16 protein-coding genes and 5 tRNA genes are annotated in these 17,529 nt (G+C 71.0%); 12 read left to right on the top strand and 9 right to left on the bottom strand.

Annotated elements, in window-relative coordinates; genetic code table 11:
- Window positions 1-2 precede the first annotated feature (2 nt).
- Window positions 3-200, top strand: coding sequence for an acyl-CoA carboxylase subunit epsilon (locus IE241_RS13790; RefSeq protein WP_190022001.1), 198 nt, complete (start codon window positions 3-5; stop codon window positions 198-200).
- A gap of 153 nt (window positions 201-353) precedes the next feature.
- On the opposite strand, the gene IE241_RS13785 is transcribed toward IE241_RS13790, so the two are convergent.
- The 8 genes from IE241_RS13785 to IE241_RS13750 form a co-directional block, all read right to left on the bottom strand.
- On the bottom strand, window positions 354-935 hold the full coding sequence (locus IE241_RS13785) for a GTP-binding protein (RefSeq protein WP_171087808.1): 582 nt from the start codon (window positions 933-935) through the stop codon (window positions 354-356).
- Window positions 916-1,440: a DUF742 domain-containing protein gene (locus IE241_RS13780; RefSeq protein WP_190022000.1), complete on the bottom strand. Its 525-nt coding sequence runs from the start codon at window positions 1,438-1,440 to the stop codon at window positions 916-918. Before IE241_RS13780 ends, IE241_RS13785 begins: the two co-directional genes overlap by 20 nt.
- An 83-nt stretch (window positions 1,441-1,523) precedes the next feature.
- Window positions 1,524-1,946 carry a roadblock/LC7 domain-containing protein gene (locus tag IE241_RS13775; protein WP_049717348.1) on the bottom strand — a complete coding sequence of 141 codons (423 nt, stop codon included), beginning with the start codon at window positions 1,944-1,946 and terminating at the stop codon, window positions 1,524-1,526.
- A gap of 1 nt (window position 1,947) precedes the next feature.
- Window positions 1,948-5,169, bottom strand: coding sequence for a sensor histidine kinase (locus IE241_RS13770; RefSeq protein ID WP_190021999.1), 3,222 nt, complete (start codon window positions 5,167-5,169; stop codon window positions 1,948-1,950).
- A gap of 428 nt (window positions 5,170-5,597) precedes the next feature.
- A complete protein-coding gene (locus IE241_RS13765) occupies window positions 5,598-6,194 on the bottom strand; it encodes a GTP-binding protein (RefSeq protein ID WP_190021998.1) in 597 nt (198 codons plus the stop codon).
- Window positions 6,175-6,582, bottom strand: a complete 408-nt coding sequence (locus tag IE241_RS13760; protein ID WP_058046432.1) for a DUF742 domain-containing protein — start codon at window positions 6,580-6,582, stop codon at window positions 6,175-6,177. The genes IE241_RS13765 and IE241_RS13760 overlap by 20 nt, the downstream gene beginning before the upstream one ends.
- Window positions 6,583-6,686: 104 nt before the next feature.
- Complete coding sequence (locus IE241_RS13755) at window positions 6,687-7,100, bottom strand: roadblock/LC7 domain-containing protein (RefSeq protein WP_190022198.1); 414 nt, start codon at window positions 7,098-7,100, stop codon at window positions 6,687-6,689.
- A gap of 9 nt (window positions 7,101-7,109) precedes the next feature.
- Complete coding sequence (locus IE241_RS13750) at window positions 7,110-10,796, bottom strand: sensor histidine kinase (RefSeq protein ID WP_190021997.1); 3,687 nt, start codon at window positions 10,794-10,796, stop codon at window positions 7,110-7,112.
- Window positions 10,797-11,315: 519 nt separating this feature from the next.
- Here IE241_RS13750 and IE241_RS13745 point away from each other — a divergent pair.
- The 10 genes from IE241_RS13745 (at window position 11,316) to IE241_RS34625 (ending at window position 16,214) form a co-directional block, all read left to right on the top strand.
- The gene (locus tag IE241_RS13745) at window positions 11,316-11,531 is read left to right on the top strand and encodes a hypothetical protein (RefSeq protein ID WP_190021996.1); all 216 of its coding nucleotides are present in this window, start codon (window positions 11,316-11,318) and stop codon (window positions 11,529-11,531) included.
- Window positions 11,532-11,662: 131 nt separating this feature from the next.
- Entirely contained in the window at window positions 11,663-12,445 is a 783-nt protein-coding gene (locus IE241_RS13740; RefSeq protein WP_190021995.1) for a fumarylacetoacetate hydrolase family protein, read from the top strand.
- On the top strand, window positions 12,438-13,910 hold the full coding sequence (gltX, locus tag IE241_RS13735) for a glutamate--tRNA ligase (RefSeq protein ID WP_190021994.1): 1,473 nt from the start codon (window positions 12,438-12,440) through the stop codon (window positions 13,908-13,910). The genes IE241_RS13740 and gltX overlap by 8 nt, the downstream gene beginning before the upstream one ends.
- 196 nt (window positions 13,911-14,106) lie before the next feature.
- Window positions 14,107-14,178: transfer RNA gene (locus IE241_RS13730), tRNA-Gln, on the top strand.
- Window positions 14,179-14,261: 83 nt separating this feature from the next.
- A tRNA-Glu gene (locus IE241_RS13725) sits at window positions 14,262-14,334 on the top strand.
- 40 nt (window positions 14,335-14,374) lie between these two features.
- Window positions 14,375-14,447, top strand: a tRNA-Glu gene (locus tag IE241_RS13720).
- Between the two features lie 18 nt (window positions 14,448-14,465).
- A tRNA-Gln gene (locus IE241_RS13715) sits at window positions 14,466-14,537 on the top strand.
- A 41-nt stretch (window positions 14,538-14,578) separates the two neighbouring features.
- A tRNA-Glu gene (locus tag IE241_RS13710) sits at window positions 14,579-14,654 on the top strand.
- 83 nt (window positions 14,655-14,737) lie between these two features.
- Window positions 14,738-15,247, top strand: a complete 510-nt coding sequence (locus IE241_RS13705; RefSeq protein ID WP_190021993.1) for an STAS domain-containing protein — start codon at window positions 14,738-14,740, stop codon at window positions 15,245-15,247.
- Entirely contained in the window at window positions 15,237-16,214 is a 978-nt protein-coding gene (locus IE241_RS34625; protein WP_190021992.1) for an anti-sigma factor RsbA family regulatory protein, read from the top strand. Before IE241_RS13705 ends, IE241_RS34625 begins: the two co-directional genes overlap by 11 nt.
- Before the next feature lie 46 nt (window positions 16,215-16,260).
- On the opposite strand, the gene IE241_RS13695 is transcribed toward IE241_RS34625, so the two are convergent.
- On the bottom strand, window positions 16,261-16,920 hold the full coding sequence (locus tag IE241_RS13695) for a MerR family transcriptional regulator (RefSeq protein WP_190021991.1): 660 nt from the start codon (window positions 16,918-16,920) through the stop codon (window positions 16,261-16,263).
- A 92-nt stretch (window positions 16,921-17,012) separates the two neighbouring features.
- Between IE241_RS13695 and IE241_RS13690 the strand changes: the two genes are divergently transcribed.
- Window positions 17,013-17,498 carry a DUF4188 domain-containing protein gene (locus IE241_RS13690; protein ID WP_190021990.1) on the top strand — a complete coding sequence of 162 codons (486 nt, stop codon included), beginning with the start codon at window positions 17,013-17,015 and terminating at the stop codon, window positions 17,496-17,498.
- Window positions 17,499-17,529 lie beyond the last annotated feature (31 nt).

The following is a 17,529-nucleotide window of genomic DNA, read 5'->3' as shown; positions in this document are numbered from 1 at the left end:
GCATGAACGACACGCTGGTACGCGTGGAGAAGGGCACGGCCGACGCCGAGGAGCTCGCGGCCGTCACCGCCGTCCTCCTCGCCCGCGCCGCCGCCGCCGACACCCACGCGGCCCCGCCCCGCCCGCGCCGCACCACGGCCGTCTGGCGCCGCCTGGAGCGCACGCCGGGCTTCAGGGCGCCGCACAGCTGGCAGGGCTGAGACGAAAGACACCGAGAGGGCCCGGGGCGATGCCCCGGGCCCTCTCGGCATGCCGGCGCCGGTCGGGCTCGGGCGCCGGCCACGCAGAAGGCCCCCGCACACTCCGTGAGGAGCGCGCCGCGGGGGCCTTTTTGCGTCGGTGCGACCGACGCCTCACCGAAGGCGCGCCATCAGGGCGTGCTCGACCAGGGTGATCAGGGCGCTCTTCGCCTCGTTGCGGTGGCGGGCGTCCGTAATGATGATCGGCGCGTCGGGGCCGATCTGCAGCGCCTCGCGGACCTCGTCCGGCGTGTAGGGCTGGTGTCCGTCGAAGCCGTTGAGGGCGATGACGAAGGGCAGGCCGCTGTTCTCGAAGTAGTCGACCGCGGGGAAGCAGTCGGCGAGGCGGCGGGTGTCGACGAGGACGACGGCGCCGATGGCGCCGCGGACCAGGTCGTCCCACATGAACCAGAAGCGGTCCTGGCCGGGGGTACCGAACAGGTACAGGATCAGGTCCTGGTCCAGGGTGATACGGCCGAAGTCCATGGCCACGGTCGTCGTGGTCTTGTCCGGCGCGTGGGTGAGGTCGTCGATGCCCGCCGAGGCGGACGTCATGACGGCTTCGGTCCGCAGCGGGTTGATCTCCGAGACCGCGCCGACGAACGTGGTCTTGCCCACGCCGAAACCGCCCGCCACCACGATCTTCGCGGAGGTGGTGGAGCGGGCTGCCTCGCCGCTAGAGGTTCCGAAGTCCACTGAGCACCCTTTCGAGCAGTGTCACGTCAGGCTGGCCGCCGGCGGACTCGTCGCCGCCGGGCTGATGGATGGCGACGAGTCCGGCCTCCGCCAAGTCGGCGACGAGGATTCGGGCGACGCCGAGGGGGATGGTGAGTAGTGCCGAGATCTCGGCGACCGACTTGATCTCGCGGCACAGGTGGCAGATGCGCTGGTGTTCCGGCAACTGCCCTTGGAGCTGGGCCGGCTGGGCCGTGGTGTGCACCAGCGCCTCGATGGCGAGCTGGTAGCGCGGCCGGGTCCGGCCGCCGGTCATGGCGTAGGGGCGGACCAGCGGATTGTTCCGCTTGCCGCCGGAAGGGGACGAGGACGCCCTGCGGTGCTGAGGCGCCTGTGATACTTGCGGTGGCCGTGCCGGCTCCGCCTGCGCACGCTGGCTTGGTGCGGAGGGGAAATTGAAGCGGTTCAGCGGAGGCTGAGCCTGCTGATCATTGCCGTACGGGTAACCGCCGGGGGGCGTTGCCACGTCTCCTCCTCAACGTGCCTGTCTGCTGCTGGTCGCGCCACCGCACCCTATGGCGCGGTGGCGCGAAACGCACTGCCTCTTTGCTAGTTGAGAAGGCTCCCCTGCAGTTCGGCGCGGAGGTCCGGGGTGAGGACGTTGCCCGCGCGGTCGACGAGGAGGGCCATCTCGTAGCCGACGAGGCCGATGTCGCACTCGGGGTGCGCCAGCACGGCCAGCGAGGAGCCGTCGGAGATGGACATGATGAAGAGGAAGCCTCGTTCCATCTCCACCACGGTCTGGTTGACGGCGCCGCCTTCGAAGATGCGGGAGGCTCCGGCGGTCAGCGAGGTCAGGCCGGAGGCGACGGCCGCCAGCTGGTCGGCGCGGTCCCTCGGGAACCCTTCGGACATCGCCAGAAGGAGTCCGTCGGCGGAGACCACGACGGTGTGGGACACCCCTGGGGTGTTCTCCACGAAACTGGTGATCAACCAGTTCAGGTTCTGCGCCGCCTGGCTCATCGGGCTCACACTAACGCTCCTGATCGTAGGTGCCGCCGGGGCCGAAGCCCTGGTCGTGTTGCTCATACTGCTCATGTGTGGTGGCCGAACCGCTGTCCGTCCCCACGGTGCGCCCCTGCTGGACACCACGGCGCAGGTTGCTGAGCCTGCCGCGTATGTCCTCCGGGGCACGGGAAATCTGAGAACCGCCCTGCGGCGTCTGCGCCGCCTTGCCCTCGATGAGATTGGCCTTGGGCACTCGGCGGGGCAGTCCGGAGGGGGTCACTCCGCCGGCCTTCGGGTCCCGGAGCTGCTCGGCACGGTGCCAGCGCTCGTCGTTCTCCGATCGCCAGTCGGCGTTGTCACCCTCGTGAGGCTGCTGTGAGACGTCCTGCTGGGGCTGCTCCGGTTCGCCGGCCCCCGCGGCCTCTTCGACAGACTCGGACTGCTGCCACTGCGTCGCGCGGCGCGGCAGACCGGACCCGGTCAGCGAGTGGGAGCCGCTCGTAGAGGGGCCCGGACGGTCGAACTCTACGCGCTCGGGCTGCGCCGTGTCAGCGGGCGGCAGTGATTCCGAATCCGCTCCGTAACCCTGCGGGCCGCCGTCCTGGTACGTACCAGGCTGCTGCCACACGTCGTTCCGGGTCGGCACCTCGGGCTCGGCGTACGCCTGCTGCTGCGGGTAGCCGGCCTCGGCGTAGCCCTGCTCGGCGTAGCCGGAGTCGGGGTAGCCGTGCTGCGGCTGCTGCTGCTCGTAGGACTGCTCATAGGACTGCTCGTACGGCTGCTCGTACGGCTGCTCGGGCAGCGCCGGGAACTCTGCGGTCCGGTGCGGGCCCTGCTCGTCGTACCGCTGCTCGTCGTAGGCCGGCTGCTGCTGGTCGTACGACGGCTGCTGCTCGTGCTGCGGCTGCTGGGGCACCTCGTCGCGGAACAGCGGGCGGTTGTCGGCCGCCGCCTCCAGCGCCGCACGCCGCTCCTCACGGAGCCGGGAACGGTTCACCGGGTCCAGCGAGGCGCTCGGAGCGCCCTCCTGCCGCTGCTCGTAGCGGGAGTCGTCGAAGCCCAGCTCCGCCGCGGTGCGCATGCGGCCGCCCACGGCGCCGGCCTGGGGCGCCGCCTGGGGCACGGCCTGCTGCTGGTCCGGGACCATCTGGGAGACGGTGAAGTCGTCGCCGGACAGCTCGTCCTCGCCACCGCCACCGTGCGTGATCCGGTCCGGCAGCATGACCAGCGAGGTCGTGCCGGCCTGCTCGCCCGAGGGGCGCAGCTGGACCCGGATGCCGTGGCGCGTCGCCAGGCGGCCGACCACGAACAGGCCCATGCGCTGGGAGATCGCGGCGTCCACGGTCGGCGGGTTGGCCAGCTTGTGGTTGATGTCCGCGAAGTCCTCGGCGGTCAGGCCGATGCCCTTGTCGTGGATCTCGACCATGAGCCGGCCGTCGGGCAGCCGCGTCGCGGTCACCCGGACCTTGGTGTGCGGGGAGGAGAACGTGGTGGCGTTCTCCAGCAGCTCGGCGAGCAGGTGCACGAGGTCGGTCACGGCGAGGCCGTGGATGTCGGCGTCCGGGACGCCCGAGAGCTCGATGCGCTCGTAGGCCTCCACCTCGGAGGAGGCGGCGCGCAGCACGTCCACCAGCGGGACCGGCTGGTCCCAGCTGCGGCCGGGCTCCTCGCCGGCGAGGACCAGGAGGTTCTCGCCGTTGCGGCGCATACGGGTGGCCAGGTGGTCCAGGCGGAAGAGGTTCTCCAGCTGGTCCGGGTCCGCCTCGTGCTCCTCGAGCTCGGTGATCAGGGTCAGCTGACCCTCGATGAGGCTCTGGTTGCGGCGCGAGAGGTTGGTGAAGATCGCGTTGACGTTGCCACGGAGCAGGGCCTGCTCGGCGGCGAGCCGGACGGCCTCGCGGTGGACCTGGTCGAAGGCGCGGGCGACCTCGCCGATCTCGTCCCGGGTGGTGATCGGGATCGGCTGGACCCGGGTGTCGACCCGGCCCGGGTCGGTCCGCGACAGCTGGTCGACCAGGGCCGGCAGGCGCTGCTCGGCCACGTCGAAGGCGGCGCGCCGCAGGTGGCGCATGTTGCGGCTCATGGAGCGGGCCATCATGCCGGCCACGAAGAACGCGAGCAGCAGGGCCACGATCATGATCGAGGAGTTGACGATCGCGTCGCGCTGGGCGTCGGAGGAGATCTTCTCGGCCTCGTCCACCGCCTTGTCGGTGAGGTAGACCTCGACCGAGCGGTAGGCGTCGAACTTCGCGGTGGCGGCGTCCTGCCAGCCGGCCACCGTGATGCCGGCCTTCTCCAGCTGGTCCGGCGTCTTGCCGGCCATGATCGCTTGGGCGACCTTGTCCTGCTCCGAGGCCTTCGCCTTGGTGGCGATGGCGTCGTTCAGGCGGCTGATGTCGTCCTCGGTGCCGCTCGCGTCGTACTCGGCGCGGGCGATGTACTCGAGGAAGTAGTAGGAGGAGAAGGACGTCCGCTGGAGCTGCTGCTCCTTGGGGTCCTTGCTCGGCTTGACGAGCAGGTGGGTGCCGATGGAGCGCTGCAGCGACTCGGCGGCCTTCGCCAGGGAGACGGCGTAGACCATGCGGCCGTAGGAGACGACGTTGTCGGTGCCGAGGCCCGAGCCCAGCTCGTTGGCGAAGGCCATGAGGGGACGCTGGATGGCGCCGTAGCCGTCCTCGGTCTGGACCCCGGTCATCTCCGGCTTGTAGGCGTTCTTGCGCAGCGAGGGCAGCTTGCCTTCCGCCTCGCGGAAGAGCTTCATGCGGCGGCGCAGGGCCGGGGTGTCCGGCATGTCCTTGACGGTCTTGTCGAACTCCGCGCGGGCGGCGTCCGTGGCATCCCGGGTCTTCTTGATGACCGGGTCGTCGGGGTGGTTCTGCAGGAGCGGCTGGGCCGTCAGGTCGCGCTCGTCGATCACCGCGTGGGCGTAGGTGGCCGCGGAGCGCACCACTCGCGCGGTGTTCGCGGCGTCCTTCGCCTCTTCCCAGGTGTCGACGGATCCCTTGACGTCGAGGCCGCCGAAGACGAGGGCCACGATCACGGGGATCATCAGGATCGCGTTCAGCCGGACGGGCACCCGCCAGTTGCGGGGTGAGAACCGGCCGCCCGTGCCCCCGGTGGGAGCCGGGGTTTCGGGCACGCTGGAAGCAGGGGAAGGCGAAGGCGGCACCGCTGCGCGTGACGGCGGGGTGAAGTTGCCTCGCCCGTCCTGCGTCTGCTGTGCGGCGCCCGTCTTTCTGCGCGTCACTCGACCAACAACCTCTCGGCGTCGGCACCCGGGTTGTGTGCCGTTTTTCGGCTGAGCCGTTACTGCTCAGTTCCTGGAATTCCAGCACGTCGGGGGTGCGCATTCCAAACAGCGGGGGCTCCCGCCAGGCCACTCGATTTACCCGACATAAAACGGGCATTAAGAGCGAGCGGCGCCAAATGGCGGGCGAAATGTGCGCACAGTGAAGTCGACCGAACGCGGTGGGTTGCCGCGTCCGGTCGATTCTCTGTCGAAACGTTATGAACTCTGCGTCGGGTCGTGTCCAATGCCACAGCCCCTCCGTAACGTTTCACGCGACGATCCGGTCGTTGCGGAAGTTGTCGGCGAAGAGCTGACAAAGGCCTGCGAAGAACCGGCGGGGAACTGGCGAAGAACTGGCGGAGAACCGGCGAAAATCTGACGAAGAGTTACTTCAGCCGGGCCATCAGAGCGTGCTCGACCAGGGTGATCAAGGTGCTCTTCGTCTCGCCGCGGTGCCGGGCGTCGGTCGTGACGATCGGCGTGTCCGGCCCGATCTGCAGCGCCTCGCGGACCTCTTCGGGGGCGTAGGGCTGGTGTCCGTCGAAGCCGTTGAGGGCGATGACGAAGGGCAGGCCGCTGTTCTCGAAGTAGTCGACCGCGGGGAAGCAGTCGGCGAGGCGGCGGGTGTCGACGAGGACGACGGCGCCGATGGCGCCGCGGACCAGGTCGTCCCACATGAACCAGAAGCGGTCCTGGCCCGGCGTACCGAAGAGATACAGGATGAGGTCGTCATCCAGGGTGATACGGCCGAAATCCATCGCCACGGTCGTCGTGGTCTTGTCCTGAACGTGGCTCAGATCATCGATCCCCGCCGAGGCGGAGGTCATGACGGCTTCGGTGCGCAGCGGACTGATTTCCGAGACCGCGCCGACGAACGTGGTCTTGCCCACGCCGAAGCCGCCCGCCACCACGATCTTCGCGGAGGTGGTGGAGCGGCCCGTACCGCCGCCGCCCACGCCCCCGCTAGAGCTTCCGAAGTCCACTGAGAACCCTTTCGAGCAGTGTCACATCCGGCGTCCCGCCGGATTCGCCGCTGCCGCCCGGCTGGTGGATCGCCACCATGCCGGCCTCCGCCAGGTCCGCGACGAGAATGCGCGCCACGCCGAGCGGCATGTTCAGCAGCGCCGAGACCTCGGCGACCGACTTCACCTCGCGGCACAGGTGGCAGATCCGCTGGTGCTCGGGGAGCAGGCTCCCGAGCACGGCCGGGTCGGCCGTGGAGCTGACCAGCGCCTCGATGGCGAGCTGGTAGCGCGGCCGGGTACGGCCGCCCGTCATGGCGTAGGGGCGGATCAGCGGCTCTTCGCCTTCACTCCCGTACGGCGCGTGATGAGAGGCACCGTACGGGCCGGGCGAGGCGGGCGGGGTCATGAATCCTCCGGACAGGACAGCAGGACTGGCAATAATGCCGTCGAGCGCGGGCCGGTGGGGGGTTTTCGGCCGTACGGTCGGACGGGATCTGCGGGAAACATCGGTCAGTTCAGCAGGCTGCCCTGGAGCTCGGCGCGGAGGTCCGGGGTGAGGACGTTGCCCGCGCGGTCGACGAGGAGGGCCATCTCGTAGCCGACGAGGCCGATGTCGCACTCGGGGTGCGCCAGCACGGCCAGCGAGGAGCCGTCGGAGACGGACATGATGAAGAGGAAGCCCCGCTCCATCTCCACCACGGTCTGGTTGACCGGACCGCCTTCGAAGATGCGGGAGGCACCGGCGGTCAGCGAGGTCAGGCCGGAGGCGACGGCCGCCAGCTGGTCGGCGCGGTCCCTCGGGAACCCTTCGGACATCGCCAGAAGGAGTCCGTCGGCGGAGACCACGACGGTGTGGGACACCCCTGGGGTGTTCTCCACGAAACTGGTGATCAACCAGTTCAGGTTCTGCGCCGCCTGGCTCATCGGACTCAACTAACGCTCCTGCTGGTAAGTGGTGGGGTCAACCGTGTGGTTGCCCGTGGTCGAGGTGGTGCCGGCCTGACGCCCCTGCTGGATGCCCCGGCGGAGGTTGGTCAGACGGCCGCGCACGTCGTCGGGTGCACGCGAGACCTGCGGACCGACCTGCTGGATCGGCTGCGTCGCCTGCGCGGCGCCCTCGACCAGGTTCGCCTTGGGGACACGGCGCGGCAGCCCGGAAGCGGTCTTGCCGCCCGCGGAGGGCTCGCGGACCTGCTCGGCCCGGCGCCAGGTCTCGTCGTTGGGGGACTGGCGCCAGTTGTCGGCCGGAGCCTGCTGGGCCTGGGGCGCCTGCGGCGCCTGCCGGGTCTGCGGGGCCGGGCGGGCCTGCGACGGCCGGACCGGCCGGGGCGGCCGACCGGCCTGCGGAGCCTGCGGGGCCTGGGGGACCGCACCGAGCGGGCCGCGCTCCGGGTCCTGGAGGGACTGCCGCGGCTGACGCTTCGGCAGGTCCTGCCCGGAGGCCGGGTCCGGGGTCTGCTCCGGCGCGGCGGCCTGGCCCTCGCCGGCGGCACCGCGGAACCAGTTGGACTCCAGCTCCTCGAACAGCGGCGAGCTGTGGCCGGACTCGCGCAGCGCCGGACGGGCGAACTGACCGGTGGTGCTGGTCAGCGGGTCGTCGTCGAGCTCCGGGCGGTCGTACTGGCCGGAGGTGCTGCTCGGGTTGTCGCCCTGCACGGGGCGGGCGTACTGACCCGACGTGCTGTTCGGCGCCTCGCCGAGGGCGGGGCGGTCGTACTGGCCGGAGGTGCTGCTCGGGTTGTCGCCCTGCACGGGGCGGGCGAACTGGCCGGACGTGCTGTTCGGCGCGTCACCGTGCTGCGGCTGCGCGAACCGGCCCGTGGTGCCCTGGGGCTCCGGAGCCGACCCGATCGCCGGGAACTCGGCGGTGTCGCCCGGCCCGGCGGGCAGAGCGGGACGCGACGCGGGGAACTGCCCGGTGCTCTCGACGTCCTCGTGACCGCGCGGGGTGTCCTGCGCGGAGCGCGTGGAGCCGCTGCCGGACACCGGCCAGTCGTCCACGGGGGCGGCGGGCGCCTTCGGGGCCTTGGGCGCGGCAGGGGCCTGCTCGCTGCCCCAGCTCGGGGCCTGACGGGCCGGAAGCTCGCCGGCGCCGTTGCCACGGGGCTGGCCGCTCTGGCCGGCCTGGCCCTGCTGGCCGGACTTGCCGGGCTGCTGCTGCCGGCCGCGGCCACCGCCCTTGCCCGCCTGGGGCGGGGGCGGCACGGCGGCGGGGCCGCCGTTGCCACGGGTCGGCAGCGCGGGGCGGCCGCCGGAGCCCTGGGCGGGCGCACGGTCCGCACCACCGCGCGGCGTGGTGTCGAAGAGGCTGCCCGCGGCGGGGTTGGCACCGCCGCCGGGCGCGGGGGCGGGTCGCGTCGGCAGACCGCCGTCGGGCGCACCCTGGCGCGGGGGCAGCGCGGGGCGCTGCTGGCCGGCGGCGGGCGGCACCTGACGGCGCGGCGCGGAGCCCGCGGCGCCGGGGTTGCCACCGGGGATGCCGGGCGCACCGCCCGCGGCCGGGGGCACGGCGCCGGGCATCGGCTTCTTGCCGCCCTGGGCGACGTCCACCGGCAGCATGACGAGCGCGGTCGTACCGCCCGAGTCGGACGGACGGAGCTGGATGCGGATGCCGTGTCGCAGGGACAGGCGGCCGACCACGAACAGACCCATGCGGCGCGAGACCGAGACGTCCACGGTCGGCGGGCTGGCGAGCCGCTCGTTGATGGCCGCCAGGTCCTCCTGGGAGAGGCCGATGCCGGTGTCGTGGATCTCGACCAGGACGCGGCCGTCGGGCAGCGCGTGACCGGTGACCTTGACCTTGGTCTGCGGCGAGGAGAACGAGGTCGCGTTCTCGAGCAGCTCGGCGAGGAGGTGCACGAGGTCGTTGACGACGCGGCCGGCGACCTCCGTCGGCGGCACGCCGCTCAGCTCGATGCGCTCGTACTGCTCCACCTCGGAGGCGGCGGCACGGAGCACGTCGACGAGCGGCACGGGGCGGGTCCACCGGCGGCCCGGCTCCTCGCCCGCGAGGACGAGGAGGTTTTCGCCGTTACGGCGCATGCGGGTCGCGAGGTGGTCGAGCTTGAACAGCGAGGACAGCTGGTCGGGGTCGGCCTCGCGGCTCTCGAGCTCGGAGATGAGCGAGAGCTGACGCTGGATGAGGCCCTGGCTCCGGCGCGAGAGGTTGGTGAACATCGCGTTGACGTTGCCCCGCAGAAGGGCCTGCTCGGCGGCGAGGCGGACGGCCTCGCGGTGCACGTCGTCGAAGGCCGCGGCCACCTTGCCGATCTCGTCGCGGCTGTGCACGCCGACGGACTCCACGGACGTGTCGACGTCCTGCGGGTCGGTCTCGGACAGCTGCTTGACGAGCTCGGGCAGACGGTCCTGGGCGACCCTCTGTGCGGTGTCCTGCAGACGGCGCAGCGAGCGCACCATGGAGCGGGCCACGACGAAGGAGCCGACGAGCGAGATACCCAGAACGAGGATGATCAGAACACCGTTGAGGATGGCGTCCTGCTGGGCGTCCTCACGCAGCTCGAGCGCCTTCTGCTCCATCTGGGAGAGCAGGGTCTGCTCGATCTTGGACATCTCGCCGAGCTTGACCGAGGCCTGGTCGTACCAGTCCTTGTACGACTTCGGCTCGCCCTTGACGCCCTCGCTCTTGGTGAAGACGCGGTCGGTGTAGGTCTTGGCCTGGGTGATGTCCGCGTTGCCGCCGTTGATCGACTGCAGCAGCTGCTGGGAGTCGCCGCCGCGGATGGCGGTGAAGCGGCGGATGGCCTCGTTCTCGGCGTCGTACGCCTCGCGGCCGTACTGCTGGTCGTTGCCCGAGAGGTAGGCGCCCTTGGGGTTGGCGAGCGCGGCGCTGATCACGGCGCGCTGGATCGAGGCGTACTCCTTGGCCGCGGAGAACGTCGCCAGCGCACGCGTGCTGGTGATCATCTCGGCGTTGCTGGTCGCCTGGGCCATGTCCTGGGACAGCGAGAGCAGCGAGTTGATCAGGCCGTCGTAGTTGTTGACGGTCCGGGCGATGTACTCGGGCTCGTTCTTGTACGCGTTGCCCCGGACTTCCTGGATCTTCTTCAGCTGGCGGCTGATGTCGACCAGGGTGGTCTGCACGCCGACCATCGTCGGGTCGGTCGGCTTCACGCCCTGGGTGGCCCCGGTGAAGGCGCTGATCGCCTGGTTGGTCTTCTCCCGCGACGCCGTGACGCCGTCGTCGTCGGTCAGACCCCGGGCCAGCGGGCCGGCGGACTTGTCGCGCTCCTCCTGGAGCGCGTTGGCCAGCAGGGTCGCGCGACCGGTCATCTCCGTGAGGAGCTTCATGTGGTCGAGCTGCTCGACGTTGTTGAGCGCGTCGTTGATGCGCAGGCCACCCAGCGTCGTCGCGGCGACGACGGGCAGGGCCAGCAGGGATACGAGGCGGGTGCTGATGCGCCAGTTGCGCAGGGCTATTCGTGAGCCGGGCCCATTGGGCAGCTTGGCCTTGTTCGCCTTGGCCTTCGCCTTTGACGTGGCCTGCTGCGGGTCGGCGGAACCGTCGCCCGCCGGTCCTCCGGCGGGCGTGCCGCGGTCGTTCGCACCGCGCGGCTCCGGCTCCGCCGCAGCGCTGCCATCCCTCTTGAAACGTCCCTGCACTAGCGTCGCAACCTCTGGACCAGGCGCCCCGCCGGTCGAAGGCGGGACGGTGTCGAGTCGTGGGGGGACCGCGGTTGCCCCCTGGCGGTCCGTGGAATTCCAGCACAGTGCCAGATCTCCAACAAGGCCGGTGCACCCCACCCGCACCGGCATCACGCTCAGTGCCGGAAATCGTCACGGGGCGTAGAGGACCAGGGCCTTTATAAAGGGCATAGACGGGCAAGTCGACCGGTCGGTATGGAGGGTCGCCGGGTGTCCCAGATTCCATGATCAGGAGCGGAACGTCAGGTTCAGCCCTGCAATGTCCGTTTCGTGAGAGCCGGGAGGCCGTCCGCTATGCGGCATTTTTCGGTGCTCTCGTGAGCAAACTCACAAGCAACTCAGGACTTCTCCCACGGACGCGTGGGGATAGGCGTGCCTAGCCTGTTCCTTTACCCAAGGCCGCGAGAACACCCCCGGGACATCCCCGGAACACCCCCGGCGCACCCAGCGCGCCACGACACCGCGAGGCAGCAAGAGATGACCAGCACGACGAAGCTGACGTCCCGGAAGGCGACCCCGAAGGCGAACCGGAAGACCGCCAACCCGCTCCGCACGACGCTCGTCCACCTCGACGACAGCGCCTCCCTGCGGATCGCCGAGGCCGTCGCCCACGCCACCGAGCTCCCGCCGGTCACCGCGAACCCGCGCCGCACCGTGCTGATGACGGCACCGGTGCTCGTCCCCCAGGACTGACCCGCCGCGAGGATCCGCCCGGCCGGTCCCCGCCGGCCGCGCGGATCCGTCGCGCACGGGCGGCCGGCGGCCCCCGCGATAGCCTGGGGTGTCAGACTCCGGCCGGATCAGATAAGGGGCAAAAGCTTCCCGTGCGCATCGCCAGGTTCTCCATCGACGGCAACGTCGGATACGGCGTCGTGGAGGGGGACGCCGTCACAGAAGGCGGCCCCGTCCTCGACATCATCAAGGGCATCCCCTACGGCGACTTCGAGCGCTCCGGGACGAAGGTCCCGCTGGACAAGGTCCGCCTGCTCTCGCCCGTCCTGCCCAGCAAGGTCGTGGCCATCGGCCGCAACTACGCCGAGCACGCCGCGGAGCTGGGCAACGAGGTCGGCGACCTCCCCGTGGCCTTCCTCAAGCCCTCCACCTCGGTGATCGGCCCCGGCGGCGCCATCGAGTACCCCTCCTTCTCCAGCGAGCTGCACCACGAGGCCGAGCTGGCCGTGGTCATCGGCCGCATGTGCCGCGAGGTCCCCCGCGAGCGCGTCAAGGACGTCATCCTCGGTTACACCTGCGCCAACGACGTCACCGCGCGTGACGCCCAGCAGCGCGAGAAGCAGTGGGCCCGCGCCAAGGGCTTCGACACCTCCTGCCCGCTCGGCCCCTGGATCGAGACCGAGCTCGACCCGAGCGACCTCGGGATCATGTGCACGGTCAACGGCGAACAGCGCCAGCTGGGCCGCACGGGCGACATGGTGCGCTCCATCGAGGACCTGATCGTCCACATCACCGAGGCGATGACGCTGCTCCCCGGCGACGTCGTCCTCACGGGCACCCCGGCCGGAGTCGGCCAGCTCAACGTCGGCGACGAGGTCGCCGTCACCATCGAAGGCATCGGCACTCTCACCAACAAGGTGATCAAGCGTGGCTAACGCGAACGTCCGCGTACGTTTCTGTCCCTCGCCGACCGGCAACCCCCACGTGGGTCTGGTCCGCACCGCCCTCTTCAACTGGGCGTTCGCCCGCCACCACGGCGGCACCCTGGTCTTCCGCATCGAGGACACCGACGCTGCGCGCGACTCGGAGGAGTCGTACCAGCAGCTCCTCGACTCGATGCGCTGGCTGGGCTTCGACTGGGACGAGGGCCCCGAGATCGGCGGCCCCCACGCGCCGTACCGCCAGTCGCAGCGCATGGACATCTACAAGGACGTCGCGCAGAAGCTCCTGGACGGCGGCTACGCCTACCGCTGCTACTGCACCGCCGAGGAGCTCGACGAGCGCCGCGAGGCCGCCCGCGCCGCCGGCCGCCCCTCCGGCTACGACGGCAAGTGCCGCGTCGTCACGCCCGAGCAGCAGGCGGCGTACGAGGCCGAGGGCCGCGCCTCCATCGTCCGCTTCCGGATGCCCGACGAGGCCATCACCTTCACGGACATCGTCCGCGGCGAGCTGACCTTCACCCCGGAGAACGTGCCGGACTACGGCATCGTCCGGGCCAACGGCGCGCCCCTGTACACGCTCGTCAACCCCGTCGACGACGCCCTGATGGAGATCACCCACGTCCTGCGCGGCGAGGACCTGCTCTCCTCCACGCCGCGGCAGATCGCCCTGTACAAGGCGCTGATCGAGCTGGGCGTCGCCAAGGCCGTCCCCGAGTTCGGCCACCTGCCGTACGTGATGGGCGAGGGCAACAAGAAGCTCTCCAAGCGCGACCCGCAGGCCTCCCTGAACCTCTACCGGGAGCGCGGCTTCCTCCCGGCGGGCCTGCTGAACTACCTGTCGCTGCTCGGCTGGTCCCTCTCCGCCGACCAGGACATCTTCTCGATGGACGAGATGGTCGCGGCGTTCGACATCAAGGACGTCAACGCCAACCCGGCCCGCTTCGACCTCAAGAAGGCCGAGGCGATCAACGCCGACCACATCCGCCGGCTGGACGTGAAGGCGTTCGCCGAGGCCTGTGAGCCCTGGCTCACGGCCCCGCACGCCCCGTGGGCGCCCGAGGCCTTCGACCGGGCCGCGTGGGAGGCCATCGCCCCGCACGCCCAGACCCGCCTGACGGTCCTCTCCGACATCACCGCCAACGTCGACTTCCTCTTCCTGGAGGAGCCGGCCGAGGACGAGGCCTCCTGGGCCAAGGCGATGAAGGAGGGCTCGGACGCCCTGCTGCGCACGGCCCGTGCCAAGCTCGCGGACGCCGAGTGGAACGCCGACGCCATCAAGGCCGCCGTCGTCGCGGCGGGCGAGGAGCACGGCCTGAAGCTCGGCAAGGCCCAGGCTCCGGTCCGGGTCGCGGTCACCGGCCGTACGGTCGGCCTGCCGCTGTTCGAGTCCCTGGAGATCCTCGGACGCGAGCGCACGCTCGCCCGCGTCGACGCCGCGCTGGCGAAGCTCACCGCCTGACGCACGGCCCCCACGGGGCCCGGCAGCCTCTCCCGTGAGGCGGCCGGGCCCCGTGCTGTTTACGCAGGGGCGTCTATCGATTTTGGCGCCCCGTCCTCCTTCGGGTAATGTTCTTCCTGCGCCGCCCGAGAGGGCCGAGAGGCCGGAGCGGAGGGCGCAAGCCGGACAAGCCCCCCTGAGGGGGGTGGAGTTACGGTGGGGTATGGTGTAATTGGCAGCACGAGGGTTTCTGGTTCCCTTAGTCTAGGTTCGAGTCCTGGTACCCCAGCAAGAGAAATTCTTCGCCGAAATTCTCTCGCAAAACTACTGATAAAGTAGGAAGCGCGCGAAAGCGCAAAAAGCGAAGTGCAAGCCCCCGTTGTGTAGCGGCCTAGCACGCCGCCCTCTCAAGGCGGTAGCGCCGGTTCGAATCCGGTCGGGGGTACAGATTTCCGCTCGGGGGGACCTGGGGGGAGATCGCTAGGGCCCCCGTTGTGTAGCGGCCTAGCACGCCGCCCTCTCAAGGCGGTAGCGCCGGTTCGAATCCGGTCGGGGGTACTGGTTATAAAACCACCATGGGCTATGGTGTAATTGGCAGCACGAGTGATTCTGGTTCATTTAGTCTAGGTTCGAGTCCTGGTAGCCCAGCGCAGATTGCTTTTTCGGTCTGCCGAGCAAAACAAAAGCAAGCCCCCGTTGTGTAGCGGCCTAGCACGCCGCCCTCTCAAGGCGGTAGCGCCGGTTCGAATCCGGTCGGGGGTACCACAGAGAGAATGCCTCCCGCATAGGCGGGGGGCATTTTTTCATGCGGCCTTCCGTGCGCCCCGGCCCGGCCCGATAATCCCCTCATGGCCCATCCCCGCGGCGGCCGCTGCCGGCTCCGCCGCGCCACGAAGCCCTGCCCGCCGCGGAGTTCGGGCACCGGCGGGGCGCCCGAGTTGCGACAGCCCCACATCCGTCGCCGCGAGCCCGCCGCGCTGGACGCCCTCGCAGCGGCCCATTCCAGGAGCGTCGAAGTGGATCCTCTCGTCCGCACGGCCGAACTGACCGTCGTCCCCACCGTCAGCCCGCCGGGCCTGCGGATCGTAGGAGTAGTCGACGCCGACTCGCACCGCCACCTCAGGGACGCCCTGCAGTCGGTGGCCTCCGTCCGCGGCGGCCTGTGCCTGGAGATGTCCCGGGTGGAGTTCCTCGACCTCGCGGGGTTACGGCTGCTCATGACCTTCGCCAGGGCCCGCGCCGCCCGCCACTGCACCGTGGAGCTGGCCGGAGTGCCGCCCCACCTGCTGCAGGTCATCACCCTCATCGGCTGGGACACCACCCCCGGCCTGCGGCTGGGGGCCGCGCATGGCTGCTGACCGCACCGGTCCGTCCGGCTTCGTCCACCACGCCTGCCTGTACGGATCCGACGCGGACTTCCTGGCGATGGCGGTGCCGTTCGCGAAGGACGGATTCGCCGCCGGGGAACCCGTCCTCGCCGCCACGACGCCCGCCAACATCGAGCTGCTCCGGGCGGCCCTGGGGGAGGGCGCCCACCACCTCGACACCGCCGAGACCGCCTACTTCGGCCGCCGCCCCGTCGAGCGGGTGTCCGCCTTCCTGCGCTACCACGGGCGCCGCGCCCGCCCCGGGCGGCGGACGCGGATCATCGCCGAGCCGGTGTGGGGCGGCCGGTCCGCCCGCCAGACCGCCGAGTGGAAGCGCATGGAGTCCGGGCTCAACGTGCTCCTCGCGGACCTGCCCGTGTGGATGATCTGCCCGTACGACACCCGCGTCGTCCCGGGGGACGTGGTGGAGGCCGCCGTGGCCACCCACCCCGCCCGGCTGGACGGCGAGCGGCAGACGCCCTGCGCGGCCTACACCGAGCCTGCGGCCTATGCCGCGGCCGTGGCGGGCCCCGCCCCGTGCGCGCCTTCCGTGGCGCGCAGCACAGGCCCCACGGCCGACGCCCCGGAGCTGCGCCGCCTCGGCCGTGAGCGGGCCGCCGGCGCGGGTCTGAGCGGCGAGCGTCTCGCCCTGGCCGAGCTGGCCGTGCACGAGGCGGCCGCCTACCTCCTGGCCCCGGAGGGCGCCCGCGTCACGCTGCGGGCCTGGGAGGAGCCGGGCGCCGTGGTCTACGAGCTGCGGCGCACGGGGCCGGACGGCGCCGCCGTGTCGCCGTTCGCGGGCTACCGCCCTCCCGCACCGTCCGGCGCGGCGCAGGGGCCCGAGGACGGCCTGTGGCTCGCCCGCAGCCTCGCCGACGTCGTGGAGGTACGCGCACAGGGCCCGGAGACCGTCCTCACGCTGCGCATGGCGGGGCCGGGGGACGCGGAGCGGCTGTGAGCGGGCTGGGGCCGGGGCGTGGGCGTGGGGCCGAGGGCCCCGTGCCTCAGGCGGGCTTCTCGCCGCCCGTGAAGCGCCGGGCCGACTCCTCGGCGTGCGCCAGGCGGCGCAGGCTCAGCAGCACCGGCTCGTAGAGGACGGTCAGCGCGACGGCCGCCTCGATCTGGGCGGCCGGTGTGGGCTCCTCCTCGATCAGGTCCAGGTCCGAGACCGCCAGCTGGGCCGCCAGCCGCCCGTACGGCAGCAGCTGGGCCACGCCGCACGGGTACCCGAGGCGCCTCAGCGAGGCGACCGCCGCGACCAGCGTGCGGTACGCGGGGGAGAGCTCCCCGAGCTCCTGGTCGTGCCGCCAGTCGAGGTGCTCCAGCAGTGCGTTCACGGTGCGGGCCGCGGCTTCGGCCGCCGGGTCGTCGTCCGTGGCGGCCTCCCGGCCGTGCGCCAGCGCCCAGGTGGCCGCGCCGAGTCTCCAGTGGTGGTCCAGGGAGGTGTCCTCGGCGGCGGCGATCACCTCCCGCGCGGTGGCCACGGGCACCTTTCCCAGCTGGATCAGGGCCCGCACCAGGCGCAGCCGGCGCACGTGCTCGTCCCCGTACTCGGCCTGGGTGGCGGAGATCCTGCGGCCGGGCTGGAGCAGCCCTTCGCGCAAGTAGTACTTGATCGTCGCGGTGGACACCCCGCTGCGTTCACTCAGTTCCGCCAGTCGCATGTCCTCTTGCGCCCTTCTTTGGAGAGTGGCACTATCCAAGCATGGATAGTGGTCCTATCCAATGCGCCGTCATCACGACTGGGGGAGCTCTCATGGGTGCACAACCGATTCCGGGACGGGTCACCGCCGCGGCCGAGGGGGACGTGGTCGTCTTCCTGATCGGCATGCGGATCAACAAGTGGCGAGCGGTGCGCCACTGGCTGCCCGTCCTCAGCGCCATGCCGCGCATGCTCAAGGAGCTCTCCCGCGACCCGGACAGCGGGCTGCTGGGCTACCGGTCGCTGGCCGGCAGCCCGGGGAACCTCACCGTCGTCCAGTACTGGGAATCGCGCGAAAAGCTGCTCGCCTACGCCGCGGACCAGAGCAAGGAGCACCGCCCCGCGTGGACGGCGTTCAACCGCCGCGCGCGGGGCAGTGAGGGGAGCGTCGGCATCTGGCACGAGACGTACGTGGTGCCCGCCGGTTCGTACGAGTCGATCTACTCCGGCATGCCGGCCCACGGGCTCGGTGCGGCCTACGGCACGGAGCCGGTGGCGCGCCGCGGGGAGCGCGCGGCGCAGCGGCTCGCGAGCGCCTAGGGAACAGCACGAAGCGGCGCACGGGGCGGGG

Origin of the sequence: Streptomyces hiroshimensis, from assembly GCF_014650335.1 — a bacterium.
GTDB classification, from domain to species: Bacteria; Actinomycetota; Actinomycetes; order Streptomycetales; family Streptomycetaceae; genus Streptomyces; species Streptomyces hiroshimensis.
Note: the sequence above shows the minus strand (reverse complement) of the source record. Positions and strands in the feature narration are given on the sequence as shown.